A 21,804-nucleotide genomic window follows, 5' to 3' on the forward strand; every position below is an offset into this window, starting at 1 on the left:
TAGACAAGTTATCGGTGAGAATAGTTGCATCCCCCTTGGGAAGCAACTTAGCAAAAGAGATAGAATCATCTTAATTGCTGTTTCTATTTTGCTTTATAATAAAGCAATTTTCTTCTAAGAGCCATGAGGTGCCCTTGTCAGATCCAAGATTTCTTGCCCTTAATTCATGGATAGCGCGAACTTTAGGCGATGAGGCGCGAGTCGCCTTAATTTCCGGTGACGCCAGTTTTCGCCGCTACTACCGTGTCCAGTTTTCAAACCAGACGTTTATCGCCATGGACTCGCCGCCGGATCTGGTGCCCGTCGCCCCTTTTATCGCCCTCGCAAACGCCTATCACGACCATGGCATACTGGCGCCAGAGGTTAAGGCCGCCGATCTGTCTCAAGGCTTTCTGCTGCTCTCGGATCTCGGCGATACCCAGCTGCTGGAGGTGCTGACCTTAGACAATGTCGGACAATATTATGGCAAGGCTCTTGGATTGCTTGATAAGCTACAGACCATTACTTCGGCGGCGGGGCAGCCCTTGCCCGATTATGATGACGCCTTCGTGCTGCGTGAGCTGAATATTTTCGTCGAGTGGCTGCTCGAACATCATCTTAAGCTGAGCCTCGACAGCCAGACCCGGCAGATAATCGATAAATGTTTCCACCTGCTTATCGATAACGTCGCCGAGCAGCCCAAGGTAGGCATGCACAGGGACTACCACAGCCGCAATCTCATGCTATGTGATGGCGAGCTGGCGGTGATCGATTTTCAAGATGCTGTCTTAGGTCCCATCACCTATGACGCCGTCTCCTTGCTGCGCGACTGCTATGTGCGCTGGCCGCTCGACGTGGTCGAGCCTCTGCTCAATCGGCACTATCAGCAGATGCGCGCCCTGGGCCGCCTGGGCGATGAGGTGAACTTGAGCCAGTATCGCCGCTGGTTCGATCTCATGGGGATGCAGCGCCACCTCAAGGCGGCGGGGATCTTCTGCCGTCTCAACTATCGTGACGCCAAGCCGGGCTACCTTAAAGATATTCCCCTGACCCTGAATTATGTATGTGACATAGGGGCGCAATATCCTGAGTTTGCCGAGTTTGTTGCCTGGTTAAGGCGTGAGGTGATGCCGCAGATGACGAGCGACAAGTTGTCGCAGCTGACAAATGAAACGGAGGCGCTGTGATGAAGGCCATGATACTCGCCGCCGGTCGCGGTGAACGCCTGCGCCCCCTGACCGACACCCTGCCTAAACCCCTGGCAGAAGTCGCGGGCAAGCCGCTCATCGTCTATCACATAGAGCGTCTCGCGGCCCTTGGCATCACAGAGATAGTGATCAACCACGCCTGGCTGGGCCACAAGCTCGAGGCCAGTCTGGGGGATGGCAGCGCCTGGGGCGTGAGTATCAGCTACAGCCCAGAGACTGAGGCGCTCGAGACAGGCGGCGGCATCAAGCAGGCCTTGCCTCTGCTTGGGGATGAGCCTTTTCTGGTGCTCAATGGCGATGTCTATATCGACAGCTTGCCGACGGTGAAGGGCCTGCCGCTGGATGCCGCACTCAATACGGCAAAGATTGCCGAGCTGATGAGCGAGCAGGAGGCTTATCTCTGGTTGGTGGATAACCCTAAGCAGCATCCAGAGGGCGATTTTGCCCTGAGGGATGGCAAGGTGAATGATGAGGACGAGCCTAAGCTGACTTTTTCTGGCATGGCCATCTATCATCCGCGTTTCTTCGTCGGTACCTCGAATGGCCGTTTCGGCCTGGCGCCGCTATTGAGAGCCAAGATGCAGCAAGGGCTTATTGGCGGCGAGCATTACCCGCACCTCTGGTGCGATGTGGGCACGCTGGAGAGGCTTGAGTCACTGGACGCCGAGTTAAGGGCGGCACAATCAAACACTGGGGCGACACTTTCACACACTAAGGTTGTTAGATGAAGATTTGGGGTAAGTTTTTCGGTTTTGCCATAGGTTTCATGTTTGGCCGCATCATAGGTGGACTCATAGGCCTCTGGCTTGGCCACCTCTATGACAAGAAGCGCGGCGAGGTGGAAAAGTTGATGGGCAAGGGCAGCGATCGTCAGGCGCTGTTCTTCAATACCGCCTTTGCCGTGATGGGCCACGTAGCCAAGGCCTCGGGCCAGGTGACAGAACATGATATTCGCTTGGCGACGGCGCTGATGGATCAGATGCGTCTGAGTGGCGATGCCCGCCGCGAGGCCCAGGCGGCCTTTACCCAGGGCAAGGCCGCCGATTTCGATCTTAAGGCGTCGCTGCGCACCTTCAGGTTGATCTCCATGGGGCGGCGGGAGCTGCTGCAGATGTTTCTGGAGATCCAGATCCAAACCGCCCTGTCGGATGCCAAGCTAGATGCCAAAGAACATGCCATACTCTTAACCGTGGCGCAGGAGCTGGGCTTTAGCCGCGAGCAACTCGACGAGCTGCTCAAGCGCTGGCAGGCGGAAGTGAACTTCCAGCGCCATGGTCGCCAGCAGACTTCCATCAAGGATGCCTACGAGGTATTGGGTTTGGATGAGCAGGCCTCGGATCAGCAGGTGAAGCGCGCCTATCGTAAGTTGATGAACGAGCACCACCCGGACAAGCTGGTCGCCAAGGGGTTACCCGCCGAGATGATGGAGCTGGCCAAACAGAAGGCGCAGGATATTCAGGCCGCCTACGACAGTGTAAAGCAAGACCGCGCCATGAGATGATTATCTAACAAAGGAGAGGGCGATGAAGCGTACAAGGCTGATCTTATTGACAGGACTCTTAGCATGGATGGCGGCCCAGTCTGTTTGGGCAGAGTCGGATATCTTCGTCGCTCCCTTCGGTGGTTATAGCTACGGCGCCAGTGAGCTCGATGCTACAGATATCGACACCAATACCCAGGGTAACATCAGCATCAAGGATTCGAGCCACTACGGCATCATATTGGGGATGAAGACCCGGGATCCCGGCGATGTCTACCTACTCTACAGTCACCAGAGCACAGATATGCATGCCTCGGGCATGTTCAACCCCAACCGTTTGGCAAAGATTGAGCTGGATTACGTCCACCTGGGCGGCTCGCTCTATTTCCCCAAGGGCAACCTGCGTCCCTATGTTACCGTCAGTGTCGGCATGACACAGATGCGCCCGTCGGGGGATTTCTCCGACGAGTCACGCTTCTCCATGGGAATTGGCGGCGGGGTGGAGTACCTGCTCGGCGATAATTTCAGCCTGTTTGCCGATGGCCGTGGCTACGCCACCTTTATCAACAGCGACAATGCGCTGTTTTGCGATGCCAACCGCTGTATCTGGAATATCCGTGCCGATGTCATGTGGCAGGGCCAAGTGAACGCCGGATTTAAATACACCTTTTAACCCATAAGAGAGCAGTCTTAATGAAGATAGTGGTACTCGATGGTTACACCCTCAACCCTGGCGATCTCGACTGGCAGCCCCTCGCGGCGCTGGGCGAGTTTCACTGCTTTGACAGAACCTCCCCGGCCGAACTCCTGGATCGCGCTCAGGGGGCCCAGGTGCTGCTGACCAATAAGACTGTGCTCGACGCCGATGCGCTTAGGGCACTGCCAGATCTTGAGTATATCGGCGTGCTCGCCACTGGCACCAACGTGGTGGACCTCAATGCCGCCCGCGAGCTTGGGATCAAGGTGACCAATGTGCCAGGCTATGGCCCGGATGCGGTGGCCCAGATGGTGTTTGCCCATATTCTTCATCATACCCAGCGATTGTCGGACCATCACAACGCCGTGGTGGCCGGGGCCTGGTCTCAGGCGCCAGATTTCTGCTTTACCCTGGCGCCGCTACAATCCCTAAAAGGTAAGACCCTCGGCTTGGTGGGGTTTGGCGACATAGGTCGGCAGGTGGCTAATATTGCGAAGGCGTTTCAGATGCGGGTGCTGGTCAACACGCCATCCATTAAGCATGACCTCCCTGAGGGGGTCAGCTGGTGTGAGCGTGAGGCGCTCTTTGCCAGCGCCGATATCATCTCACTGCACTGCCCGCTAACGCCGGATACCGAGAAGTTGATTAACCGAGAGCGGCTCAGCGCCATGAAGCCAAACGCCATCTTAATCAACACGGCCAGGGGCGGTCTGGTGGACGAGCAGGCCTTGGCCAATGCCCTGGCTCAGGGGGAGATTGCCGCCGCCGGGGTGGATGTGCTCTCTAGCGAGCCGCCACAGGCTGACAATCCGCTGCTGAGCGCACCTCATATCAGCATCAGCCCGCATAATTCCTGGGCGACCAAGGAGGCACGCCAGCAACTGCTGACGATAGCGGTCGATAACCTCAAGGGCTATCTGGCGGGTCAGCCGATGAACCTGGTGAATTAAGCTCTGATAATACGTTAAATCTAGATAGACAAAGGGCGCCTGATTCATGAGAAGAAGAGGCGCCCTTTTTGTCATCGCTTTGCTGGTTTAATCCAGCAAGGCGCTGGTTTTAGTGGATTAATCCAGAATCACCTCGACCTGTTTAGCCACGTTAAGCGCCTTGTAGATCGCCTCATCAATGGTATTGCCACGGGCCAGGGCGACACCGAGACGGCGGCGACCGTCGATATCCGGCTTGCCGAACAGGCGTAGCTGAGTGTTGGGCTCAACGAGTGCCTGTGCCATCCCCTGGTAACCTATGTTGTGGCTGCTGCCTTCTGCCAGGATCACCGCCGAGGCCGATGGACCGTGCTGCACAATGTTGGCGATCGGCAGGCCTAAGATGGCGCGCACATGCAGGGCGAACTCAGACAAATCTTGGCTGATGAGTGTCACCAGGCCTGTATCGTGGGGGGAGGTGATACCTCAGAGAAGTAAACCTCCTCTCCCTTGATAAACAGCTCGACGCCAAATAGACCATAGCCACCCAGTGCCTCGACCACCTTGCGGCCTATCTCCTGCGCCTTGGCGAGCACGACATCAGACATCGCCTGGGGCTGCCAGGACTCGCGGTAGTCACCATCTTCCTGACGGTGGCCTATGGGGTCGCAGAAGTGGATGCCATTCACAGCGCTGACGGTGAGCAGGGTGATCTCATAGTCGAAGGGCACGAAGCCTTCGACGATCACCCGGCCACCACCGGCGCGGCCACCTTCCTGGGCATAACGCCATGCCGCGAGGATCTGCTCCTCGCTGCGAATGATGCTCTGGCCTTTACCCGACGAGCTCATCACAGGCTTGACGACGCAGGGCAGACCTATGTCGGCGACCGCTTGCTCAAATTCTGCCTGGGTGTCACAGAAGAAATAGGGTGAGGTGGGCAGCCCCAGCGTCTCGGCGGCCAGGCGGCGTATGCCCTCGCGATCCATGGTGAGCTGGGCGGCCTTGGCCGTTGGGATCACCTTAAGGCCTTGGGCCTCCATCTCAACCAGAGTCTGGGTGGCGATGGCTTCGATCTCGGGGATCACCAGGTGAGGTTGTTCCTGCTCTATGATGGCGCGCAGGGCCTCGCCGTCCAGCATGTTGATCACATGAAATCTGTGACTGACCTGCATCGCTGGGGCGTTGGGATAGCGGTCGACGCCAATTACTTCGACCCCCAGACGTTGTAATTCGATGGCAACTTCTTTGCCGAGTTCGCCGCAGCCAAGCAGCATGGCGCGCAGCGCGCCGCGTGAATAGGGTGTGCCTATCATGGTGTGGGTACCTTTTTATCTTGAGTGGGTCGTTCGCCCAACTTAGGTTATTTGGCGATCATCTTACCCCGTCCACAGGAATAAGCAGACCCTTTGCGCCGACAAGTGTGTACTGGATCAAGATTCTGACGCGAATTAGAAAAGAAATATCAGCAATTTATGACTAGTATAGTTAAAGTAATGTTGCGAGATTTACTCGTTTGCGCCAGTCTCAATGGGGTGGTGCGCCGCCTGTTAAATGGATTAAATAAGAGTAAGGAGCGAGCCGTGTTTCTGGATTACTTTGCGTTAGGCGTCATCATTTTTGTCGCCGTTTTCCTGTTTTATGGGGTGATCGTCATCCACGATATTCCCTATGAGATAGCCAAGAAGCGTAATCATCCCCAGCAAGATGCCCTGCATGTTGCCGGTTGGGTGAGCCTGTTTACCCTGCATGCCATCTGGCCCTTTCTGTGGATCTGGGCGACCCTGTATCGCGAAGACAGGGGCTGGGGGTTCAACAAGGTGGTCGAGCGCGAGCTGGCGCTGGAAGATGAGGTGAAACAGCTCAATCAGACCATAGCCCAGCTTGAGCAGCGACTCACAGCTATCGAAGGCGGACAAAAGGCCCTGCATGTGGTCGAGACGCCGTCCAACGATCAAGAGAAGGAGTCATAAGATGGATCTGCTACTCATTCTGACCTATACCGCCATCTGCATCGCCATCTTTAAGATCTTCAAGATACCCTTAAACAAATGGACAGTGCCCACGGCGATTCTCGGCGGCATAGTGATCGTCGGCGCCCTGGTGCTCTTGATGAACTACAACCATCCCTATACTCCCTATGCCCGTCAGGTGTTTGCGACCGTGCCCATTAACCCTGCGGTGCGCGGCTTGGTGACCAGTGTCGAGGCGAAACCCAATGTGCCCCTGAAGAAAGGGGACGTGCTATTTCGTATCGATCCTGCCCCCTTCGAGGCAGTGGTGATGCAAAAGCGCGCGGCCCTGGCGGCGGCCGAGCTGGAGGTGCCTCAGCTGGAGGCGGCCTGGCAGACGGCGCAGGCCAGTGTGGAGCGCGCCACGGCGGACAGAGACCGCACTAAGTCGGCGTTCGAGCGTTACGAGAAGGGACGCAAGCGCGGCGGGGCCAATTCGCCCTTCACCGAGCTTGAGCTGGATAACAAGCGTCAACTCTACATGGCCTCAGAGGCGCAGCTCACCGCGGCGCGTTCCGAGGAGTTGAGAGTCAGGCTCGCCTATGAATCTAACGTCGATGGCGTCAACACCAAGGTGGCCGGGATTAGGGCCGAGCTGGACAAGGCGCTGTACGATCTCGAGCACACTGTGGTGCGGGCTCCGGCCGATGGCATAGTGACTCAGATGGCACTGCGCCCAGGGGTGATTGCCGTGCCTATGCCGCTGCGCTCCCTGGTGAGCTTTATTCCCGATGAGGATCGCTACTTTGCCGGTGCCTTCTGGCAAAACTCTCTGCTGCGACTCAAGGAGGGGGATGAAGCCGAGATGATCTTAGACGCAGCGCCGGGTCAGGTGTTTAAGGGACGGGTGGCCAAGGTGCTACCTGCTATGGCCGAGGGCGAGTTTCAGTCTCAGGGTTCGCTCATCTCTTCCATGGCGCTGCTGCCTAGGGGGCGCGCTATCGTCTTGATCGAGCTCGACGATCACGAGGCGAAACGTAATTTTCCTGCCGGGGTATCGGGTCAGGCGGCCGTCTATACCGAGCACTTCTCCCATGTGGCGGTAATGCGCAAGGTGTTGCTGCGTATGCAGGGTTGGTTGAACTATCTGTTCCACTAAGCATTAGTTGCTAGATTATAAATCGTCATTAAAAGGCCCCATGGTGGGCCTTTTGTTTTACTGGTGCTTTGTTTTCTTGGGCTTAGCTATCTATTCAATGTAAATGGCAAGGGATCAGTCTTTGCTGACCAGGCCATTGACCGTATCTGCTACCTGCTGCGCCCCGCGGCGGATCTCGTCGATCAACGCCTGGGTGGCCGCCAGCTGTTGATTGGAGAGGGAGACCTTCTGCTGAATCGATTGCATCCCCTGCTCAGACACTTGGGTCAGCTCGCTGTTGCGGGCGACGATGCGCTCGATATCCTGGGTGGCATTGGAGGTGTTGGCGGCGAGGTTGCGCACCTCGTCGGCGACTACGGCGAAACCGCGTCCCTGTTCGCCGGCGCGGGCGGCCTCGATGGCGGCGTTGAGCGCCAGCAGGTTAGTCTGATCCGCTACCTTGGCGATGGTGTGCACTATCTGGCTGATCTGCTGTGACTGCTGCGCCAGTTCGCCCATTAGCCTTGTGGCATCGGCTACCGCACCATCGATCTCATTGGCCAGGCTGGTGGCGGTGCTCAGGGTGCTTGCCCCCTGGCCGGTGATCTCTACGGTTTCTACGGCGCTTTGGTGCGCGAGTTGTGACGCCTCCTGTACCGCTTGTTGATGCATGATGCGCGGGGTGATGTCGCTGGCCAGTTTAACCACCCGTACGACCCGTCCTGCATCATCGAATACCGGGTTATAGGTGGCTTCTAACCAGATGGCTTGCCCATGTCTGGTGACGCGCTCAAACAGGCCAGACTGAAAACGCCCCTTGGCGAGATCGGCCCAGAAGTCGGGGTGCTGGCGCATGAAGGCCTCGGTGCAGAAGAGGCGGTGGTGTTGCCCCTTTAATTGCTCGAGGGAGTAGCCCATGGCGCTACAAAAGTTGGCGTTGGCGTCGATGATCTCCCCTTGCGGGGTAAACTCGATATAAGCCAGAGACTTATTTAAGGCATCGAATATAGCTTCTTGCCGCTCTGCCTGCTGTTTCTCCTGGGTAACGTCGCTGGCGATCTTGACCACCTTAGTGATGCGCCCCGTGTCGTCGGCAACCGGCACATAGGTGGCCTCGATCCAGATTGGTGAGCCATCCTTGTGTTGGCGCTGAAAGGTGCCGTGATTGGCCTCGCCCATGGCGAGGTTTTGCCAGAAGGTGCGATAGGCGGCGCTGCTGGCTAGTGACGGGCTGCAGAGCAGCCTATGGTGCTGGCCCTGTATCTCCTCGAGTCTATAGCCGATGGCGGAGAGAAATTGCTGATTGGCAGATAATATTTTCCCCTCTATGGTGAACTCGATAAAAGGCGCGCTCTGACGAATCGCCCTAAGCATCTGACTATCGTCACACAGGGCCTGATAATCCTCGTCCTGTGGGACTAGCGCTTTTCTTCGATTAAAACCAAACATCTGAACACCTTTGGGTTGCGGTACATAGATTAACAAGGCACTAATCGGCGACAAGGGGCTGATAATTATTTTGTTGCCAACCAATTACCTAGGACTATAGCCTGAATTGATACGCTTAGAGACATTTTGCCATGTCGATCTGTCTGTACGCCAGCAACTCCTCTCGGGATCAGTCCGGGGGCGAAATGTGCCATCAGATACCGATGAGATTGAATTTACCCGGCTTGTGGGGTATCAATAGCTGATGCTGCACCAGGCCGACTAAGCGAGTATAGAGCCTGGCGACCCACTATTTTTTTTAAGGATGATTATGCAAGATATCAGGGACCTCACCGCCGTCCTGCGCTCAAACACCCCCATAGTGGTGATCGAAACCTATGAAGAGTACCGGGTGATCGAGCTGCTAAAGCGGGTGTCGACCATCTTGTATCAGCCGCTGTTCACCTGGAGCATCACTCAAGGCCTTACCCGCGCCGATGTGAAGATGGGAACCCAGAAGTTCAACACAGATCCCACGGAGATCCTGGGGCAGATTAAGTCCACCAGTCAGCAGGGGATCTATGTGTTGTGTGACTTTCATCCCTTCGTCGACAACGCGCCAAAGAATGTGCGTCTGCTCAAGGAGATCGCGCTGGAGTATGAGGCGCTGAAACATACCATAGTCCTGGTGAGCCATGCCTTCGATATTCCACCCGAGATTAAACGCTACTGCGCCCATTTCTCCATCTCGCTGCCGGATACGGCGCAGCTGCAAAATCTCATCTATGAGCAGATAGACAGGGCCCGTGCCGATGGTTTGCTGCAGAGCGTCGATGAAGATGCGGTGCTCAAGTTGGCGGAGAACCTCAGGGGGCTGACCTTCGACGATGCCCGTCGCCTGGCCCACAAGGCGATAGTGGACGACGGAGCCATCACCCACTCGGATGTCGACAGGATCAACCAGGGCAAGTTTAAGCTGTTGGATATGGAAGGCGTATTACAGTTCGAATATGACACCAGCGACTTCTCTCAGGTGGCCGGCCTGCATAACCTCAAGAAATGGCTGTCCCAGCGTAGCCCTGCATCGAGTGCTGAGGGGCGGGTCGATCATCCCAAGGGGATTCTGCTGCTGGGGGTACAGGGCAGCGGCAAGAGCCTGGCGGCCAAGGCGGTGGCGGGCATGTGGCAGCGGCCCCTGCTGCGTCTGGATATGTCGGCGCTATATAACAAGTATATCGGCGAGACAGAGAAGAATCTGCGCAACGCCCTGGCGCTGGCCGACCTCATGGCCCCCTGTGTCTTGTGGATCGACGAGATAGAGAAGGGGCTCAGTAGCGGCAGCAGCGACGATGGCACCTCTAAGCGGATACTCGGCGCGCTACTCACCTGGATGGCCGAGCGTAAATCTGAGGTGTTTCTGGTGGCCACGGCCAACGATATCAGCGCCTTGCCACCCGAGCTGATGCGTAAGGGCAGGATGGATGAGATCTTCTTCGTGGATCTGCCCGACGACAGCGTGCGCCAGGCGATCTTCCTGATACATCTGCAGCGGCGTCAGCTGGACCCGCTCAACTTCGATCTGGCTAAGCTGTCACAGGCCAGTCAGGGCTTCTCCGGCGCCGAGATAGAGCAGGCGATCATCTCGGCCCGTTACACGGCGCGGGCGCTGGAGCAGAACGTATCACAGCAGCTGCTGTTGGGGGAGTTGATGAAGACGCGGCCCCTGTCCGTGGTGATGCGGGAAAAGCTGGCTGCGCTGCGTGATTGGGCAAAGGGGCGTACGGTCAACGCCCATCAATAGCGCCCGGGGAGATTATTGGGCCTTAGGGGGAAACTGAGAGAGAATCTTGTTCACGGTTTCCCGGGTCTCTTTGGCCTTCTTCTCGCCGCCGTCATCGTAATCAAACTTGTCGCTGCCGCGCCAAATAAGCTTGTTGCTGGCGCTGTCGACGATATCTATCTGGATGATCTGCATCTTGGCGCTGTCGCTACCCAAAGGCACGCCGACGCTGGTGCCTACACCTACGCCGCCAGAGCTGCCCCAGCTGCCTGTGCCTAAGCCGATTGAGAGGCCTGAGCTCTTTGGCTTGTCCACCACCTTAAAGCCATAGGTCACCATAAACTGAGACTGTTCGGCGACCTGGCTATAGCCGCGCTGTGTCAGGCTGTCGACGATGGCACTATCGATTCGCTCAGTGCTGAGTGGGTCGCCGATATTGGCCGGTCTCTGCAGGGTGAAACGCTTGAGCGAATTAAAATCAAATTGGGTATCGTAATCTGTGGTGGGTTTGCTGGCACAGGCGCCCAGTAGCAAGGCGGCGATTGTGAGGATGGGCAGGCGTAGTGAGTTCATAGGGCTTCCTGTGAAATAATCATAAATTCAGCTATCAGCTTATTTATACAAGAGTTTTTAGTGTAGCGATATGAATAAAGTTTAGCCAGTTGCCGAGAATTAGGTTATGTTTTAACTATAGGCTCATTTAGCGTCCCCTTATGTGAGTCCGAATTCAAGATGACATAGATAATTAGGTGCGGCTAGCCCCCATGGAACAGTTAGAGTTTTTCGAGATCCCCAGTCCCTGTATTGGTGTCTGTCAGACAGACGCCAGGGGCTATTGCAAGGGCTGCCTGCGTAGCAGAGACGAGCGCTTCAACTGGCTGAACTTCTCTGACGCCCAGAAAAATGAGGTGATTCGCCTGTGTAAGCAGCGCCATCGCCGTCGTCGCCTGGCCCTGTTAAAGGCGAAGAAGACGGCTATCCTGGAGGAGCGTGCCGCCGCGACCCAATCGCTGGACTTTGATATCGATGCCGAATGATCTCGGCTGGGGTTAACTCGATCTCGAGTGCGCCCTCATCAAGACACCAGCTTCCCGTTTAGGCCAATTTCCCGCCTGCTATTTTCTTAGTCTGTTCGCGCTCACCCTGGGCCAGCTCAGGGTAAATACAGTATTGCCAGGCTCGCTGGCCAGCGACACCCGGCCATTGTGTTTGTGCATGATCCGTTTGATGATGGCCAGTCCCAGGCCATGACCCTTGTTGCCGTTCTGCACCACCTTGCTGCGATAGAAGGGCTCGAAGATCTTCTCCTGATCCACGGCGGCGATGCCCGGGCCATCGTCCATCACCTCTAGCTGTACCGATTTGTTGTCCTGACGGATGGCGATAGTGATATGACTTTGGGCGAAACGCTGGGCGTTGATGATCAGGTTTTGCAGTGCCCGCTCGATGAGTGACGGGTCGCCCATCACCTTCAGCTCAGGTGTCTGCTCGTCAAAATAAATCGGAATGCTGTGGCGATTTTGCAGCCGGCTGATGGTCTGCTGGGTAAGCCGGGTCAGCTCGCAGCACTCAAATTCCAGATCTTGCTGCTGAGACTCCAGGCTGGCGTAGGTCAGCAGCTCCTGCAGCAGGGTCTCCATCTCTTTGACATCCTGCTGCATCTCGTCGAGAAACGCCTGTCGCTGAGCGGGATCAGAGTCCGGCGCGCAGTATTGGGGCACCAGGGCCAGGGCAAATTTGAGCCGGGCCAGAGGCGTTCTTATCTCGTGGGAGACGGCGTTGGAGAGATGCTTCTGGTTCTCTATCAGGGCGCTGATGTGGCGCGCCATCTCGTTGAAGGTGCTGGCCAGCGGCTGCACCTGAGAGCGGCTGGAGAGTTGAATTTGGGTGTCCCACTTGGCCTGGCCAAATGCCTTGGTCGCCAGGCGCAAGGTCTTGAGGTCCCGTGACAGGGGCCATACCCAGATCAGCGCGACCAGTGCCAGGGAGAGGTAGAAGAAGAGGGTAAACAGGCCGCGCAGCTGCTCCCTGGGATCTATCTCTATGGGGCCGGCCATCAGGATCTGCTGGTCATCCACCTGGATAAAATGCAGCTCGTGTTGTTCATCCGGCGCCGTGACCAAGACGCTGTCGCGCGCGAGGGAGTCGTCTAGGTTGACCGCCACCTGAGCCTTAGGCAGTAGCCTGAGGGGATAGCTTTGTTGGGTACTAAGCTCGGCGAGAAACGCCTCGCGCTGGCTCTCAGGCAGGTTGCCGATCAGCTGGGCTAAGGCGATGAGCGGCGCATCCTGCACACCGCTATCGTCGACATTGTTTTGCCAGATGCTGTCTAAGGTCCAGCCTATACCGAGAAAACTGAGGCTCAGTAGCAGGTATAGGCTGATGAAGAGTCGTTTCAACGCAGCTCCGTTAGTTGTTCCAGGCTTCTGGGGCGAACAGATATCCCTGACCCCATACCGTCTTAATTCTAAATGGGGTTTCGATATTGTCACCTAACTTCTTACGTAGCCGTGAGATACGCACGTCGATCTTCCTGTCCTTACCGTCGAAATCGATGTTGAGCAGGTATTGATAGATATATTGGCGGCTCAGTACCTGGCCCGCCTGTGAGGCCAGCAGCCAGAGGAGTTCAAACTCATGGCTGGTGAGATCCACCTCGAGATCGCCAAGGCGAATCGCCTGAGTGTGCGGATCTATGCTTAGCTTGCCGAAGCTCAGGCAGTGAGACTCCGCCTGTGGCGGCTTGGCGGTGCGTCGCAGCAGATTATTGATGCGGGCGATAAGCAGCGCAGGATCTACTGGCTTGACCACATAATCGTCGGCGCCCAGCTCCAGCCCCTTGATCTGATCTTCGTTGGAACCCAGGGCGCTCATCAGCAGGATAGGACCGGCGAAGTAGTCGGGCAGTTTTTCACAGAGGGTAAGGCCATCCATCCCTGGCAGCATGATATCGAGCAAGATGATATCTGGTTTGTAGTTGATCAGTCGGGTCAGTACGGTATCACCGCGACGCTCAACTTCCACGTGCATTCCATGCGACTTTAAATAATCCACAATCAGGTTTGCCAGACGAATATCGTCTTCGACGAGCAAGACTCTATGGGTCGATTGAGATTCTGTCATTAGAATAGACTCCAGGGGTTGCGATAACGACGTCTCACCTGAGGCGCCGAAGTAGGGGTAACTTTTAATTTTACGCCGGCCAAGGTTTGGTGGCTTTCTTTGTCTATCATGACAAATTGAATATCTTTTTGTGTCTCAACCTTCAGGGTGAGTGAATGGGTATTGGGCGAGTCGGCGCACCACTTCTCCAGCTCGTTATGATCCGACATGATGCAAACTACCTGGGGATAGGGGGTCTCCCAGTTTAGTACCAACTCGATTTCACAGCTCTGCTCGACATCGGCCGTGATGCAAAATTGGGGTGACAACGACAAGCTGGCCGTAGACTCTTGGCCCGCGGCATAGGTAATGTTACACAGTAAAATGATGACAAGAGTTGCCTGTATCAGCTTGAAAGTCATTGAAAACACTAACCTTAGAACCTATAGGCAGTGCCGATAAAGTAGGTGTTGGTGTAACTTTCAGTGACGAGCGGACTGGCGGTGATTTCATCGGCCAAGTCGGTATAGCGTACCAGGAAGAGCAACTCCCAGTGCTCACTCATTATGTATTGTGTCGTCAATTCTAATCCTAAATTAGTGCCAGAACCGGCACGGTAGCGTTCACTCCAATAGGTGTTCTCACTTGGACGTACGCCGTAATAGTAGTTGATGATCTCTTCGCTCTTCCAGTTAGCCACTGCGGCGAATTCAAATTTCCAGTCGGTCCATGATAGGTTGTAGAGCCACTTCACCTTGGCCTCCATACCGGAGTGCACGTCGAAAAGATCGTGGGCCAGGGCGAGGTTGATTATACCCATTGGTGTGTAAATAAACGCTTCTGCTCCGCCAAGAAGTGTAAATTTTCTGTCTTCCAGCTCATTAAATACCGGTTCGGGCTCGGCGCCAAAGGCTTGAAAACGAGAGGTAAATGCCGATGGTGTTGAGCTGAGTTGGCTAGTGCCAGAGATAAAGATGTTCGACGGGTCCCAACGGTAGAAGTAGGCGCTGTCGCTGCTGAAGCTGGTGGTCAGGTTGACGCTAAATAGCTCCTCATCCGCCAGGGTGTAACCCAGATTGCCATTGTCGAAAAACCATCTGTCGCCATAGTAGGCCAGGGTAGGTGCCAGGTAGATGGGGATATCGTCGTAGTCGCGAACAGGATTGCTACGCTCACCATAGCCCAGCGCCAGACCAAGTTGCCACTGACCAACTTCGACACATTCATCATCCATATGACAAACCTTCTGCTCTTCGGCCTGCACGGCAAAGCAGAGGAGCAAAGAGGTAAGTAGGCTTGTCAGCAGCTTGTTTTTCATGGGTATAGATACACTAAATCGGGTCAAACAGGAGTCTAAGCAAAAGATTACCATTTACGTCATATATGCACAGCGTTTTCGCTGCTGCTGATGCAAAATGATACAGCTTCATGCCTAGTGTTGGTTAAGTTTTGGCAAGATGTTGCCTGGCGAGTACGCCGCTGTGATCCCTTTTAGCTATAGAGTTTGCTGACTTGTTGCAACTGTTTCTGCTGCTCGGTGCGCTCACCCTCTCTTTGCATGGCCAGGCCGACGGTGCGCCTGAGCTGCAGATCGCCAATCGCCTTATAGATGATGTTGCTCTGCTCCATCAATACCGGCAGGGCGGGCACCAGGGCGATGCCGACCCCGGCCGCCACCAAGCCTACCGCGTACTCTACCGTCTGGATCCGCGCGCGGATCTGCATCTTTATCCCCTCGAGATCCATCAGCTGCTGCAGATCCGCCAGGGCCTCGCAGGGCGCGCGGTGGATGAAGGGCTGGCCGCTAAGATCCTGCAGGCGGATCTCCTTCTTCAGGGCCAGGCTCATGGTCGAGGGGATCGCCAGCAGGTAGTCGTCATGCCAGATGGGCTGAAACACCTCATCCGACTTTAGCTGACTGGTGGTGATGATGCGGGCGTCGCAGGGCTCGTTGGCCTCGACCAGGGTGAGCTCCATATCATGGCAGGCCTGGCTGAAGTCTTTGAGCAGCATGCTCATGCGCTGCACCCCGAGGGAGTTGATCAGCCCAAGCTTGAAGGGTTGGCGCTGCTCTGGCGTATTAAACAGCGAAGCGATCGCCTTGGACTCGTTTAGCAGCCGCTGAGCCAGGGGATAGAGGCGCTCTGCCGACTCTGTTGGGCTCACACCTCTGCCGTGACGCTGGAACAGCTGAGTGTTGAGCTCGTCTTCGAGTTGACTGATGGCCGAGGAGATAGAGGGCTGGGCGATATAGCACTGCTTGGCGGCGGCGCTGATGGTGCCCTTATCGTAGACGGCGACAAAGTAACTCAGGGCTCTGAGGTTCATGGCTAGGCTCTTAGGTTAGTGTTGGAGCTCATCTTTACGCTTACGTAAGATATAGGTAATAGCTATGCAAGCTAAACAAAAAGAATATTTTTCCTACGGATAAATTATGCCTATGCTAGTCGAATTAGCAAGTGGTGAATTAGTCACCAGTTGCAACACAACAATAAATGACAGCAAGGAACAGACTCATGGCTCGAGTGAAATTTGATTGGCAAGATCCACTGCAATTCGATGCGTTGCTTAGCGAAGATGAACGCATGATCCGCGACATGGTGCACGACTATGCCCAAGAGAAGTTGATGACCCGGGTATTGATGGCCAATCGCAATGAGCATTTCGACCGTGAGATCATGAATGAACTGGGCGAGCTCGGACTCCTGGGGGCGACTCTGCCCGAGGCCTATGGCTGCGCCAACGCCAACTATGTCAGTTATGGCCTGGTGGCCCGAGAGATTGAACGGGTCGATAGCGGCTATCGCAGCGCCATGAGCGTGCAGTCCTCCCTGGTGATGCACCCCATCTATGCCTATGGCAACGAGCAGCAGCGTCAGAAATACCTGCCTAAGCTGGCAACCGGCGAGTGGGTGGGCTGTTTCGGTCTGACCGAGCCGGATGTGGGCTCGGATCCCGGTGGGATGAAGACCCGCGCCGAGCGTATCGACGGCGGCTATCGTCTCAACGGTGCCAAGATGTGGATCACTAACTCGCCTATCGCCGATGTGTTTGTGGTGTGGGCCAAGCTCGACGGGGTGATCCGTGGCTTCATCCTAGAGAAGGGGATGAAGGGGCTGAGCGCACCTAAGATTGAGGGTAAGTTCAGCCTTAGAGCTTCGATCACCGGCGAGATAGTGATGGACAATGTCGAGGTGGGTGAAGAGGCGCTGCTGCCTAACGTTGAGGGACTCAAGGGGCCGTTCGGCTGTCTCAACAAGGCCCGCTACGGCATCGCCTGGGGCGCACTGGGGGCGGCAGAGTTTTGCTGGCACGCGGCGCGTCAATACAGCCTGGACCGTATTCAGTTTAACCGCCCACTGGCGGCCACTCAGCTGATCCAGAAGAAGCTGGCCGACATGCAGACAGAGATCACCACAGGCTTGTTTGCCTGCCTGCAGGCCGGTCGCCTGATGGATCAGGACGCGTTGCCCGTCGAGGCCATCTCACTCATCAAGCGTAACTCCTGCGGTAAGGCGCTGGAGATCGCCCGTACCTCCCGCGACATGCATGGCGGTAACGGCATCAGCGACGAGTTCCATGTGATCCGTCACGTGATGAACCTCGAGGCCGTCAACACCTACGAGGGTACCCATGATATTCATGCGCTCATCCTGGGGCGTGCGCAGACCGGCATTCAGGCCTTCGGGTAATCCTTCTCCTTCAGCTCGGAGCGACGGCGTCGCTCCGCCTTCTCGTCGCAGCGGCCGAGTGAACGCCTGTGGTATAGGCCTAGTTGCGCCCAATTGAGGTAGATCAACTTGGAAGATAGAGCTATTGCCCTCGACAGGCAATTTGTCGAACGAGTATCACAGCAAGATTTTTTAGAGATAGAGCAGGGCTGGTGCCATACCCGCCTGGGGCTCAGTGACGCCGATTTCGTCGGCATCTTCGAGTCACAGATGAAGAGCCGCCTGCTGGATCTCGAGTCCCGTAAGATGCGCGCCCGTAATCAGGGCTTCTACACCATAGGCAGCTCGGGTCACGAAGGCAACGCCGCCTGCGCCGCGGCCCTGCGCCCGACCGATATGGCATTTCTGCACTATCGCAGCGCGGCCTTTATGATAGAGAGGGCGCGCCAGGTGCCCGGCGAGACCTCCCTGTGGGACATGCTGCTTTCTTTTGCCGCCTCCAGCGAAGACCCTATCTCCGGCGGGCGTCACAAGGTGCTCGGCAGTAAGCGGCTGATGATACCACCACAGACCTCCACCATAGCCTCGCATCTGCCCAAGGCGGTGGGGGCGGCCCTGAGCATTCCGCTGACGCATAGGTTAGATATCGACAGCGCCTTGCCCGAAGACAGCCTGGTGTTCTGTAACTTCGGCGACGCCTCGGCCAACCATGCCAGCGCGCAGACGGCGATCAATGCCGCCGGTTGGGCCGCCTACCAGCAGGTGCCGCTGCCGCTGCTGTTTGTCTGTGAAGACAATGGCATAGGTATCTCTACCGCGACCCCAAACGGCTGGATAGCCGCCAACTTTAAAGACCGCGCCGGCATCAAGTATTTCTACTGTGATGGGCGGGATCTGCTGGACTGCTATCGGGTCAGTCGTCAGGCGGCTGAGTATGCCAGGGTCAAGCGCAAGCCCGTCTTCTTGCATGTCAGAACCGTGCGTCTGATGGGCCATGCCGGCAGCGACGCCGAAATCGCCTATCTCAGCAAACAGAAGATCTTCGATAACGAGGCTCAGGACCCATTGCTGCTCAGTGCCAAGCAGATCATCGAAGCCAAGCTGATGAGCCCGGACGAGATAATTAATCAGTATCAGACGCTCAAGGCGCGCATCGCCGCCATCGCCATGGTGGCGGTTGAGCGGCCAAAACTAACCAGCGCCAAGGCGGCGATGGCGGCGGTGATCCCGCCCGTCAATGACAAGCCCTTGACTCACCATAACCTGACCGATGAGGCCTTCGCTCAGCTCTTTAGTGCGGACAAAAACTCTCTGGGTAAGCCGCTACACATGGGCAAGCTTATCAACATGACACTCACTGAGTTAATGGCGCGCCAGCAGAACATAGTGGTCTGCGGTGAGGATGTGGGCAAGAAGGGCGGTGTCTATCATGTGACCTCGCGCCTGGTGGAGCGTTTCGGCCCCAACCGGGTGATCAATACCCTGTTGGATGAGACCTCAATCTTAGGCCTGGCCATAGGTATGGCCCACAACGGCCTGCTGCCGATTCCGGAGATCCAGTTTCTTGCCTATGTCCATAACGCCGAGGATCAGATCCGCGGCGAGGCGGCGACCCTGCCGTTTTTCTCCAACGGTCAGTTTAGCAACCCCATGGTGATCCGCATCGCCGGCCTGGGTTATCAGAAGGGTTTCGGCGGTCACTTCCATAACGACAACTCACTGGCTGTGTTTCGTGACATTCCCGGCCTCATACTGGCCTGTCCCTCCAACGGCGCCGATGCCATGGGGATGCTGCGGGAATGCGTGCGGCTGGCCGAGCAGGAGCAGCGACTGGTGATCTTCTTAGAGCCTATCGCCCTGTATATGACACGGGATCTCCATGAGGAGGGAGATGGCCTCTGGAGTCATGACTATTGTCCTCAGGAAAAGGCCAAAGCCCTGCCCTATGGTGAGCTGGGGGTCTATGGCAAGGGTAAGACGCTGGCCATCCTCAGCTATGGCAACGGCTATTATCTCAGCCGTCAGGCCGAGCGCGAGCTATCTAAGCTCGGCATCGACTGTCGGGTGATCGACTTGCGCTATCTCATCCCCCTCAACGAGGAGGCGATCATCGCGGCGGTGAGCGAGTGCGAACATCTGTTGATCGTCGATGAGTGCCGCCGCAGTGGCTCGGTAAGCGAGGCGATAGTGACCTGCGTCCATGAGCGCTTGGGGGATCTCGCGCCGCAGATGGCCAGGCTCACCGCCGAGGATTGCTTTATCCCGCTGGCCGAGGCGGCGACTCTGCCACTGCCGAGCCGCTCGCAAATTGTCGAGGCTGCCCTGGCCCTGGTTGGTGAGCAGGCCCTGGTTGGCGAGCACGCCGTTGACGATGAGGGCAGTGAAACCATCCAGGATGCGGGAGTGAGACAAGTCTTATGACACAGGAAGCCAAGATGATGAAGAGCGATCAAGCGGGTAGTGCGGCGGGTAAGCTAAGGGCCTTGGTGGTGGCGCCGGGAAGAGGATGCTACAACAAGGAGGAGCTCGGCTATCTCGCCAGATACCACGGCGATAAGTCCGACTTTATCGAGGCGATCGATGCCTATCGGCGTGACCTGGGCCAGCGGCCGATTGCCGACCTCGATGGCCAAGGGAAGTACTCCTTCAAGCTACATACGCCGGGGGAGAATGCCTCGGCCCTCATCTATGCCTGCGCCATGGCCGACTTCATGGATATCGATCGCGAGCGCTTTGAGATAGTGGTGGTGACCGGTAACTCCATGGGCTGGTATATCGCGTTGGCACTGGCCGGCGCCCTGGATGAGCGCGGCGCTTTCGAGGTGATCAACACCATGGGCAGCATGATGAGTGATGGCCTGATCGGCGGGCAGATGATCTATCCCGAGATGGATGAGAACTGGCGCCGGGACAACGCCAAGACAGCATTGCTGGATAAGGTCATCGATGAGGTGAACCAGGAGGCGGGCTGTGAGCTCTACACCTCTATTCATCTCGGGGGCTATCGCGTGCTGGCGGGTAACGAGGCGGGTCTTACCCAGGCCGAGGCCCGTCTGCCCAAGCTGGAGGAGCGCTACCCTATGCGCCTCTACAACCACGGCGCCTTTCACTCGCCGCTGCTGCAAGAGATCGCCCGCCGGGGTCAGCAGGCACTGCCCGTGTCGCTGTTTCATCAGCCTAAGCTGCCCATGGTGGATGGCCGGGGACAGATCTGGGGGCGCTTCTCCAGCGACATGGAAAGGCTGCACAACTACACCTTAGATCATCAGGTGGTGGCGCCCTATGACTTCAGTCAGGCGATGGCGGTTGGGGTGAAGGAGTTTGCCCCTGATTGTGTGATAGTGCTCGGCCCGGGCAACACCTTAGGCGGCCCCGTGGCGCAGACGCTGATCGCCAACCAGTGGTTCGGCTGGCAGAGCAAGCAGGATTTCAGCGAGGCGCAGAAACAGGCGCCTAAGCTGATCGCCATGGGGAATCCGGCGCAGCGGCTGCTTGCTACGGGTAAGGCCTAGTGTTACGGATTAGTGTTGTGGATTAGTGCTAGGGGTAAGTGTTGCGGATTAGTGCTACGGGTTAGGCCTCTAGCCGGAGGAGCGGCGGCCTTGTTCATACTGTCATTGCTTAGCTTATTGCAACTATGGCATATTGATACTGTGGCATATTGCCTTCTTTTATAAGGAAATATAGGACGTTTATGGCAGAGCATCAGTTTGATTCCCCCCAAGCCCCAGAGATCAGCATACGTCACAGCACAGATGGCGACATAGAGGGGATTTTTGCCCTCTATGGCCAGCGCAGCTGTTATGCCGGCACCCTGCAGCGTCCCTATCCGTCGCTGACCTTCTGGCAGAAGCGGCTGAAGGATCTGCCGGAGAACTGTTACAGCCTGGTGGCCGTGCGCGAGGGCAAGATTGTGGGCCAGCTCGGCATGGAGGTCTATAGCAATGCCAGGCGCAAGCACGTGGCCAACTTTGGCATGGCGGTATGCGAGTCGGCCCGCGGGCAGGGGATTGGCAGTGCCTTGCTGGGGGCCATGATAGATCTGGCGACCAACTGGCTGGCGGTACGGCGCATCGAGCTCGAGGTCTATACCGACAACGAGGCTGCCGTCGCCCTCTATAAATCCCATGGATTCGAGATAGAAGGTGAGGCCAAAGATTACGCCTTTCGGGATGGCCGCTATGTGAATGCTTTCCTGATGGCCAGATGCTGCTAAGCCCTTTAAAAAACTTGGCTAAGAGCTTTGGCTCGAGCTACACACTTAAGCCAGTCACACAAGCTAAGCGCAAAATTAGCTTTTAGTTGAGGCGCAAAACTGATCTAGATCAGCAGATGGTTAACTAAGCCCCTCTGCTGATTTTTTTGTGGGCTGGATCACGACAAGTGGAGAAGCGTGAGGCTTATCTTGTCTGGCCCGCTTTTCATTAGCATCTGATGTTT

The 21,804-nt window shown here is 56.5% G+C and carries 20 protein-coding genes and 1 pseudogene; 13 read left to right on the top strand and 8 right to left on the bottom strand.

Going from position 1 to position 21,804, the window contains the following annotated elements; all coding sequences use genetic code 11:
• Positions 1-128 precede the first annotated feature (128 nt).
• Genes SHEW_RS04540 through SHEW_RS04560 form a run of 5 tightly spaced genes read left to right on the top strand, consistent with a single transcriptional unit; the run spans position 129 to position 4,314 of the window.
• Positions 129-1,166, top strand: coding sequence for an aminoglycoside phosphotransferase family protein (locus SHEW_RS04540; protein WP_011864689.1), 1,038 nt, complete (start codon positions 129-131; stop codon positions 1,164-1,166).
• On the top strand, positions 1,166-1,915 hold the full coding sequence (murU, locus tag SHEW_RS04545; protein WP_011864690.1) for an N-acetylmuramate alpha-1-phosphate uridylyltransferase MurU: 750 nt from the start codon (positions 1,166-1,168) through the stop codon (positions 1,913-1,915). The genes SHEW_RS04540 and murU overlap by 1 nt, the downstream gene beginning before the upstream one ends.
• The gene (gene djlA / locus SHEW_RS04550) at positions 1,912-2,688 is read left to right on the top strand and encodes a co-chaperone DjlA (protein WP_011864691.1); all 777 of its coding nucleotides are present in this window, start codon (positions 1,912-1,914) and stop codon (positions 2,686-2,688) included. Before murU ends, djlA begins: the two co-directional genes overlap by 4 nt.
• Before the next feature lie 22 nt (positions 2,689-2,710).
• A complete protein-coding gene (locus SHEW_RS04555) occupies positions 2,711-3,340 on the top strand; it encodes an outer membrane beta-barrel protein (protein WP_011864692.1) in 630 nt (209 codons plus the stop codon).
• Positions 3,341-3,360: 20 nt separating this feature from the next.
• Positions 3,361-4,314, top strand: a complete 954-nt coding sequence (locus SHEW_RS04560) for a D-2-hydroxyacid dehydrogenase (protein WP_011864693.1) — start codon at positions 3,361-3,363, stop codon at positions 4,312-4,314.
• Positions 4,315-4,431: 117 nt separating this feature from the next.
• Here SHEW_RS04560 and purT read toward each other — a convergent pair.
• A pseudogene (purT, locus tag SHEW_RS04565) lies at positions 4,432-5,609 on the bottom strand (formate-dependent phosphoribosylglycinamide formyltransferase).
• Positions 5,610-5,876: 267 nt separating this feature from the next.
• Here purT and SHEW_RS04570 point away from each other — a divergent pair.
• Both SHEW_RS04570 and SHEW_RS04575 read left to right on the top strand, forming a co-directional pair.
• Positions 5,877-6,266 (top strand): DUF3302 domain-containing protein, encoded by a 390-nt coding sequence (locus tag SHEW_RS04570; RefSeq protein WP_011864694.1) that lies wholly within the window; start codon positions 5,877-5,879, stop codon positions 6,264-6,266.
• Position 6,267: 1 nt separating this feature from the next.
• A complete protein-coding gene (locus tag SHEW_RS04575) occupies positions 6,268-7,404 on the top strand; it encodes an HlyD family secretion protein (RefSeq protein ID WP_011864695.1) in 1,137 nt (378 codons plus the stop codon).
• A gap of 114 nt (positions 7,405-7,518) precedes the next feature.
• Here SHEW_RS04575 and SHEW_RS21020 read toward each other — a convergent pair whose 3' ends face one another.
• The gene (locus SHEW_RS21020; protein WP_011864696.1) at positions 7,519-8,832 is read right to left on the bottom strand and encodes a methyl-accepting chemotaxis protein; all 1,314 of its coding nucleotides are present in this window, start codon (positions 8,830-8,832) and stop codon (positions 7,519-7,521) included.
• Positions 8,833-9,142: 310 nt separating this feature from the next.
• On the opposite strand from SHEW_RS21020, the gene SHEW_RS04585 reads away from it, so the two are divergent.
• Positions 9,143-10,612, top strand: coding sequence for an AAA family ATPase (locus tag SHEW_RS04585; protein WP_011864697.1), 1,470 nt, complete (start codon positions 9,143-9,145; stop codon positions 10,610-10,612).
• A gap of 12 nt (positions 10,613-10,624) precedes the next feature.
• Here SHEW_RS04585 and SHEW_RS04590 read toward each other — a convergent pair whose 3' ends face one another.
• A complete protein-coding gene (locus tag SHEW_RS04590) occupies positions 10,625-11,164 on the bottom strand; it encodes a DUF4136 domain-containing protein (RefSeq protein ID WP_011864698.1) in 540 nt (179 codons plus the stop codon).
• A gap of 191 nt (positions 11,165-11,355) precedes the next feature.
• Between SHEW_RS04590 and SHEW_RS04595 the strand changes: the two genes are divergently transcribed.
• The gene (locus SHEW_RS04595) at positions 11,356-11,628 is read left to right on the top strand and encodes a DUF1289 domain-containing protein (RefSeq protein WP_011864699.1); all 273 of its coding nucleotides are present in this window, start codon (positions 11,356-11,358) and stop codon (positions 11,626-11,628) included.
• 78 nt (positions 11,629-11,706) lie between these two features.
• On the opposite strand, the gene SHEW_RS04600 is transcribed toward SHEW_RS04595, so the two are convergent.
• The 5 genes from SHEW_RS04600 to SHEW_RS04620 all read right to left on the bottom strand — a co-directional run bounded on the left by SHEW_RS04600 (position 11,707) and on the right by SHEW_RS04620 (position 16,021).
• On the bottom strand, positions 11,707-12,990 hold the full coding sequence (locus SHEW_RS04600) for an ATP-binding protein (RefSeq protein ID WP_011864700.1): 1,284 nt from the start codon (positions 12,988-12,990) through the stop codon (positions 11,707-11,709).
• 10 nt (positions 12,991-13,000) lie between these two features.
• Positions 13,001-13,714 carry a response regulator gene (locus SHEW_RS04605; protein ID WP_011864701.1) on the bottom strand — a complete coding sequence of 238 codons (714 nt, stop codon included), beginning with the start codon at positions 13,712-13,714 and terminating at the stop codon, positions 13,001-13,003.
• Positions 13,714-14,022: a DUF3019 domain-containing protein gene (locus SHEW_RS04610; RefSeq protein WP_258406173.1), complete on the bottom strand. Its 309-nt coding sequence runs from the start codon at positions 14,020-14,022 to the stop codon at positions 13,714-13,716. Before SHEW_RS04610 ends, SHEW_RS04605 begins: the two co-directional genes overlap by 1 nt.
• Positions 14,023-14,129: 107 nt before the next feature.
• Positions 14,130-15,011, bottom strand: a complete 882-nt coding sequence (locus tag SHEW_RS04615) for a MipA/OmpV family protein (RefSeq protein WP_041406431.1) — start codon at positions 15,009-15,011, stop codon at positions 14,130-14,132.
• A 173-nt stretch (positions 15,012-15,184) separates the two neighbouring features.
• On the bottom strand, positions 15,185-16,021 hold the full coding sequence (locus SHEW_RS04620) for a LysR family transcriptional regulator (protein WP_011864704.1): 837 nt from the start codon (positions 16,019-16,021) through the stop codon (positions 15,185-15,187).
• Positions 16,022-16,209: 188 nt separating this feature from the next.
• Between SHEW_RS04620 and SHEW_RS04625 the strand changes: the two genes are divergently transcribed.
• The 4 genes from SHEW_RS04625 (at position 16,210) to SHEW_RS04640 (ending at position 21,580) form a co-directional block, all read left to right on the top strand.
• Positions 16,210-17,385, top strand: a complete 1,176-nt coding sequence (locus tag SHEW_RS04625) for an acyl-CoA dehydrogenase (RefSeq protein WP_011864705.1) — start codon at positions 16,210-16,212, stop codon at positions 17,383-17,385.
• Positions 17,386-17,493: 108 nt separating this feature from the next.
• Positions 17,494-19,785, top strand: a complete 2,292-nt coding sequence (locus tag SHEW_RS04630) for a dehydrogenase E1 component subunit alpha/beta (protein WP_011864706.1) — start codon at positions 17,494-17,496, stop codon at positions 19,783-19,785.
• Positions 19,786-19,799: 14 nt separating this feature from the next.
• The gene (locus tag SHEW_RS04635) at positions 19,800-20,876 is read left to right on the top strand and encodes an ACP S-malonyltransferase (RefSeq protein WP_223294763.1); all 1,077 of its coding nucleotides are present in this window, start codon (positions 19,800-19,802) and stop codon (positions 20,874-20,876) included.
• 182 nt (positions 20,877-21,058) lie between these two features.
• Positions 21,059-21,580 carry a GNAT family N-acetyltransferase gene (locus SHEW_RS04640; protein ID WP_011864708.1) on the top strand — a complete coding sequence of 174 codons (522 nt, stop codon included), beginning with the start codon at positions 21,059-21,061 and terminating at the stop codon, positions 21,578-21,580.
• Positions 21,581-21,804: the final 224 nt, after the last annotated feature.

Source organism: Shewanella loihica PV-4 (genome assembly GCF_000016065.1).
GTDB lineage: Bacteria > Pseudomonadota > Gammaproteobacteria > Enterobacterales > Shewanellaceae > Shewanella > Shewanella loihica.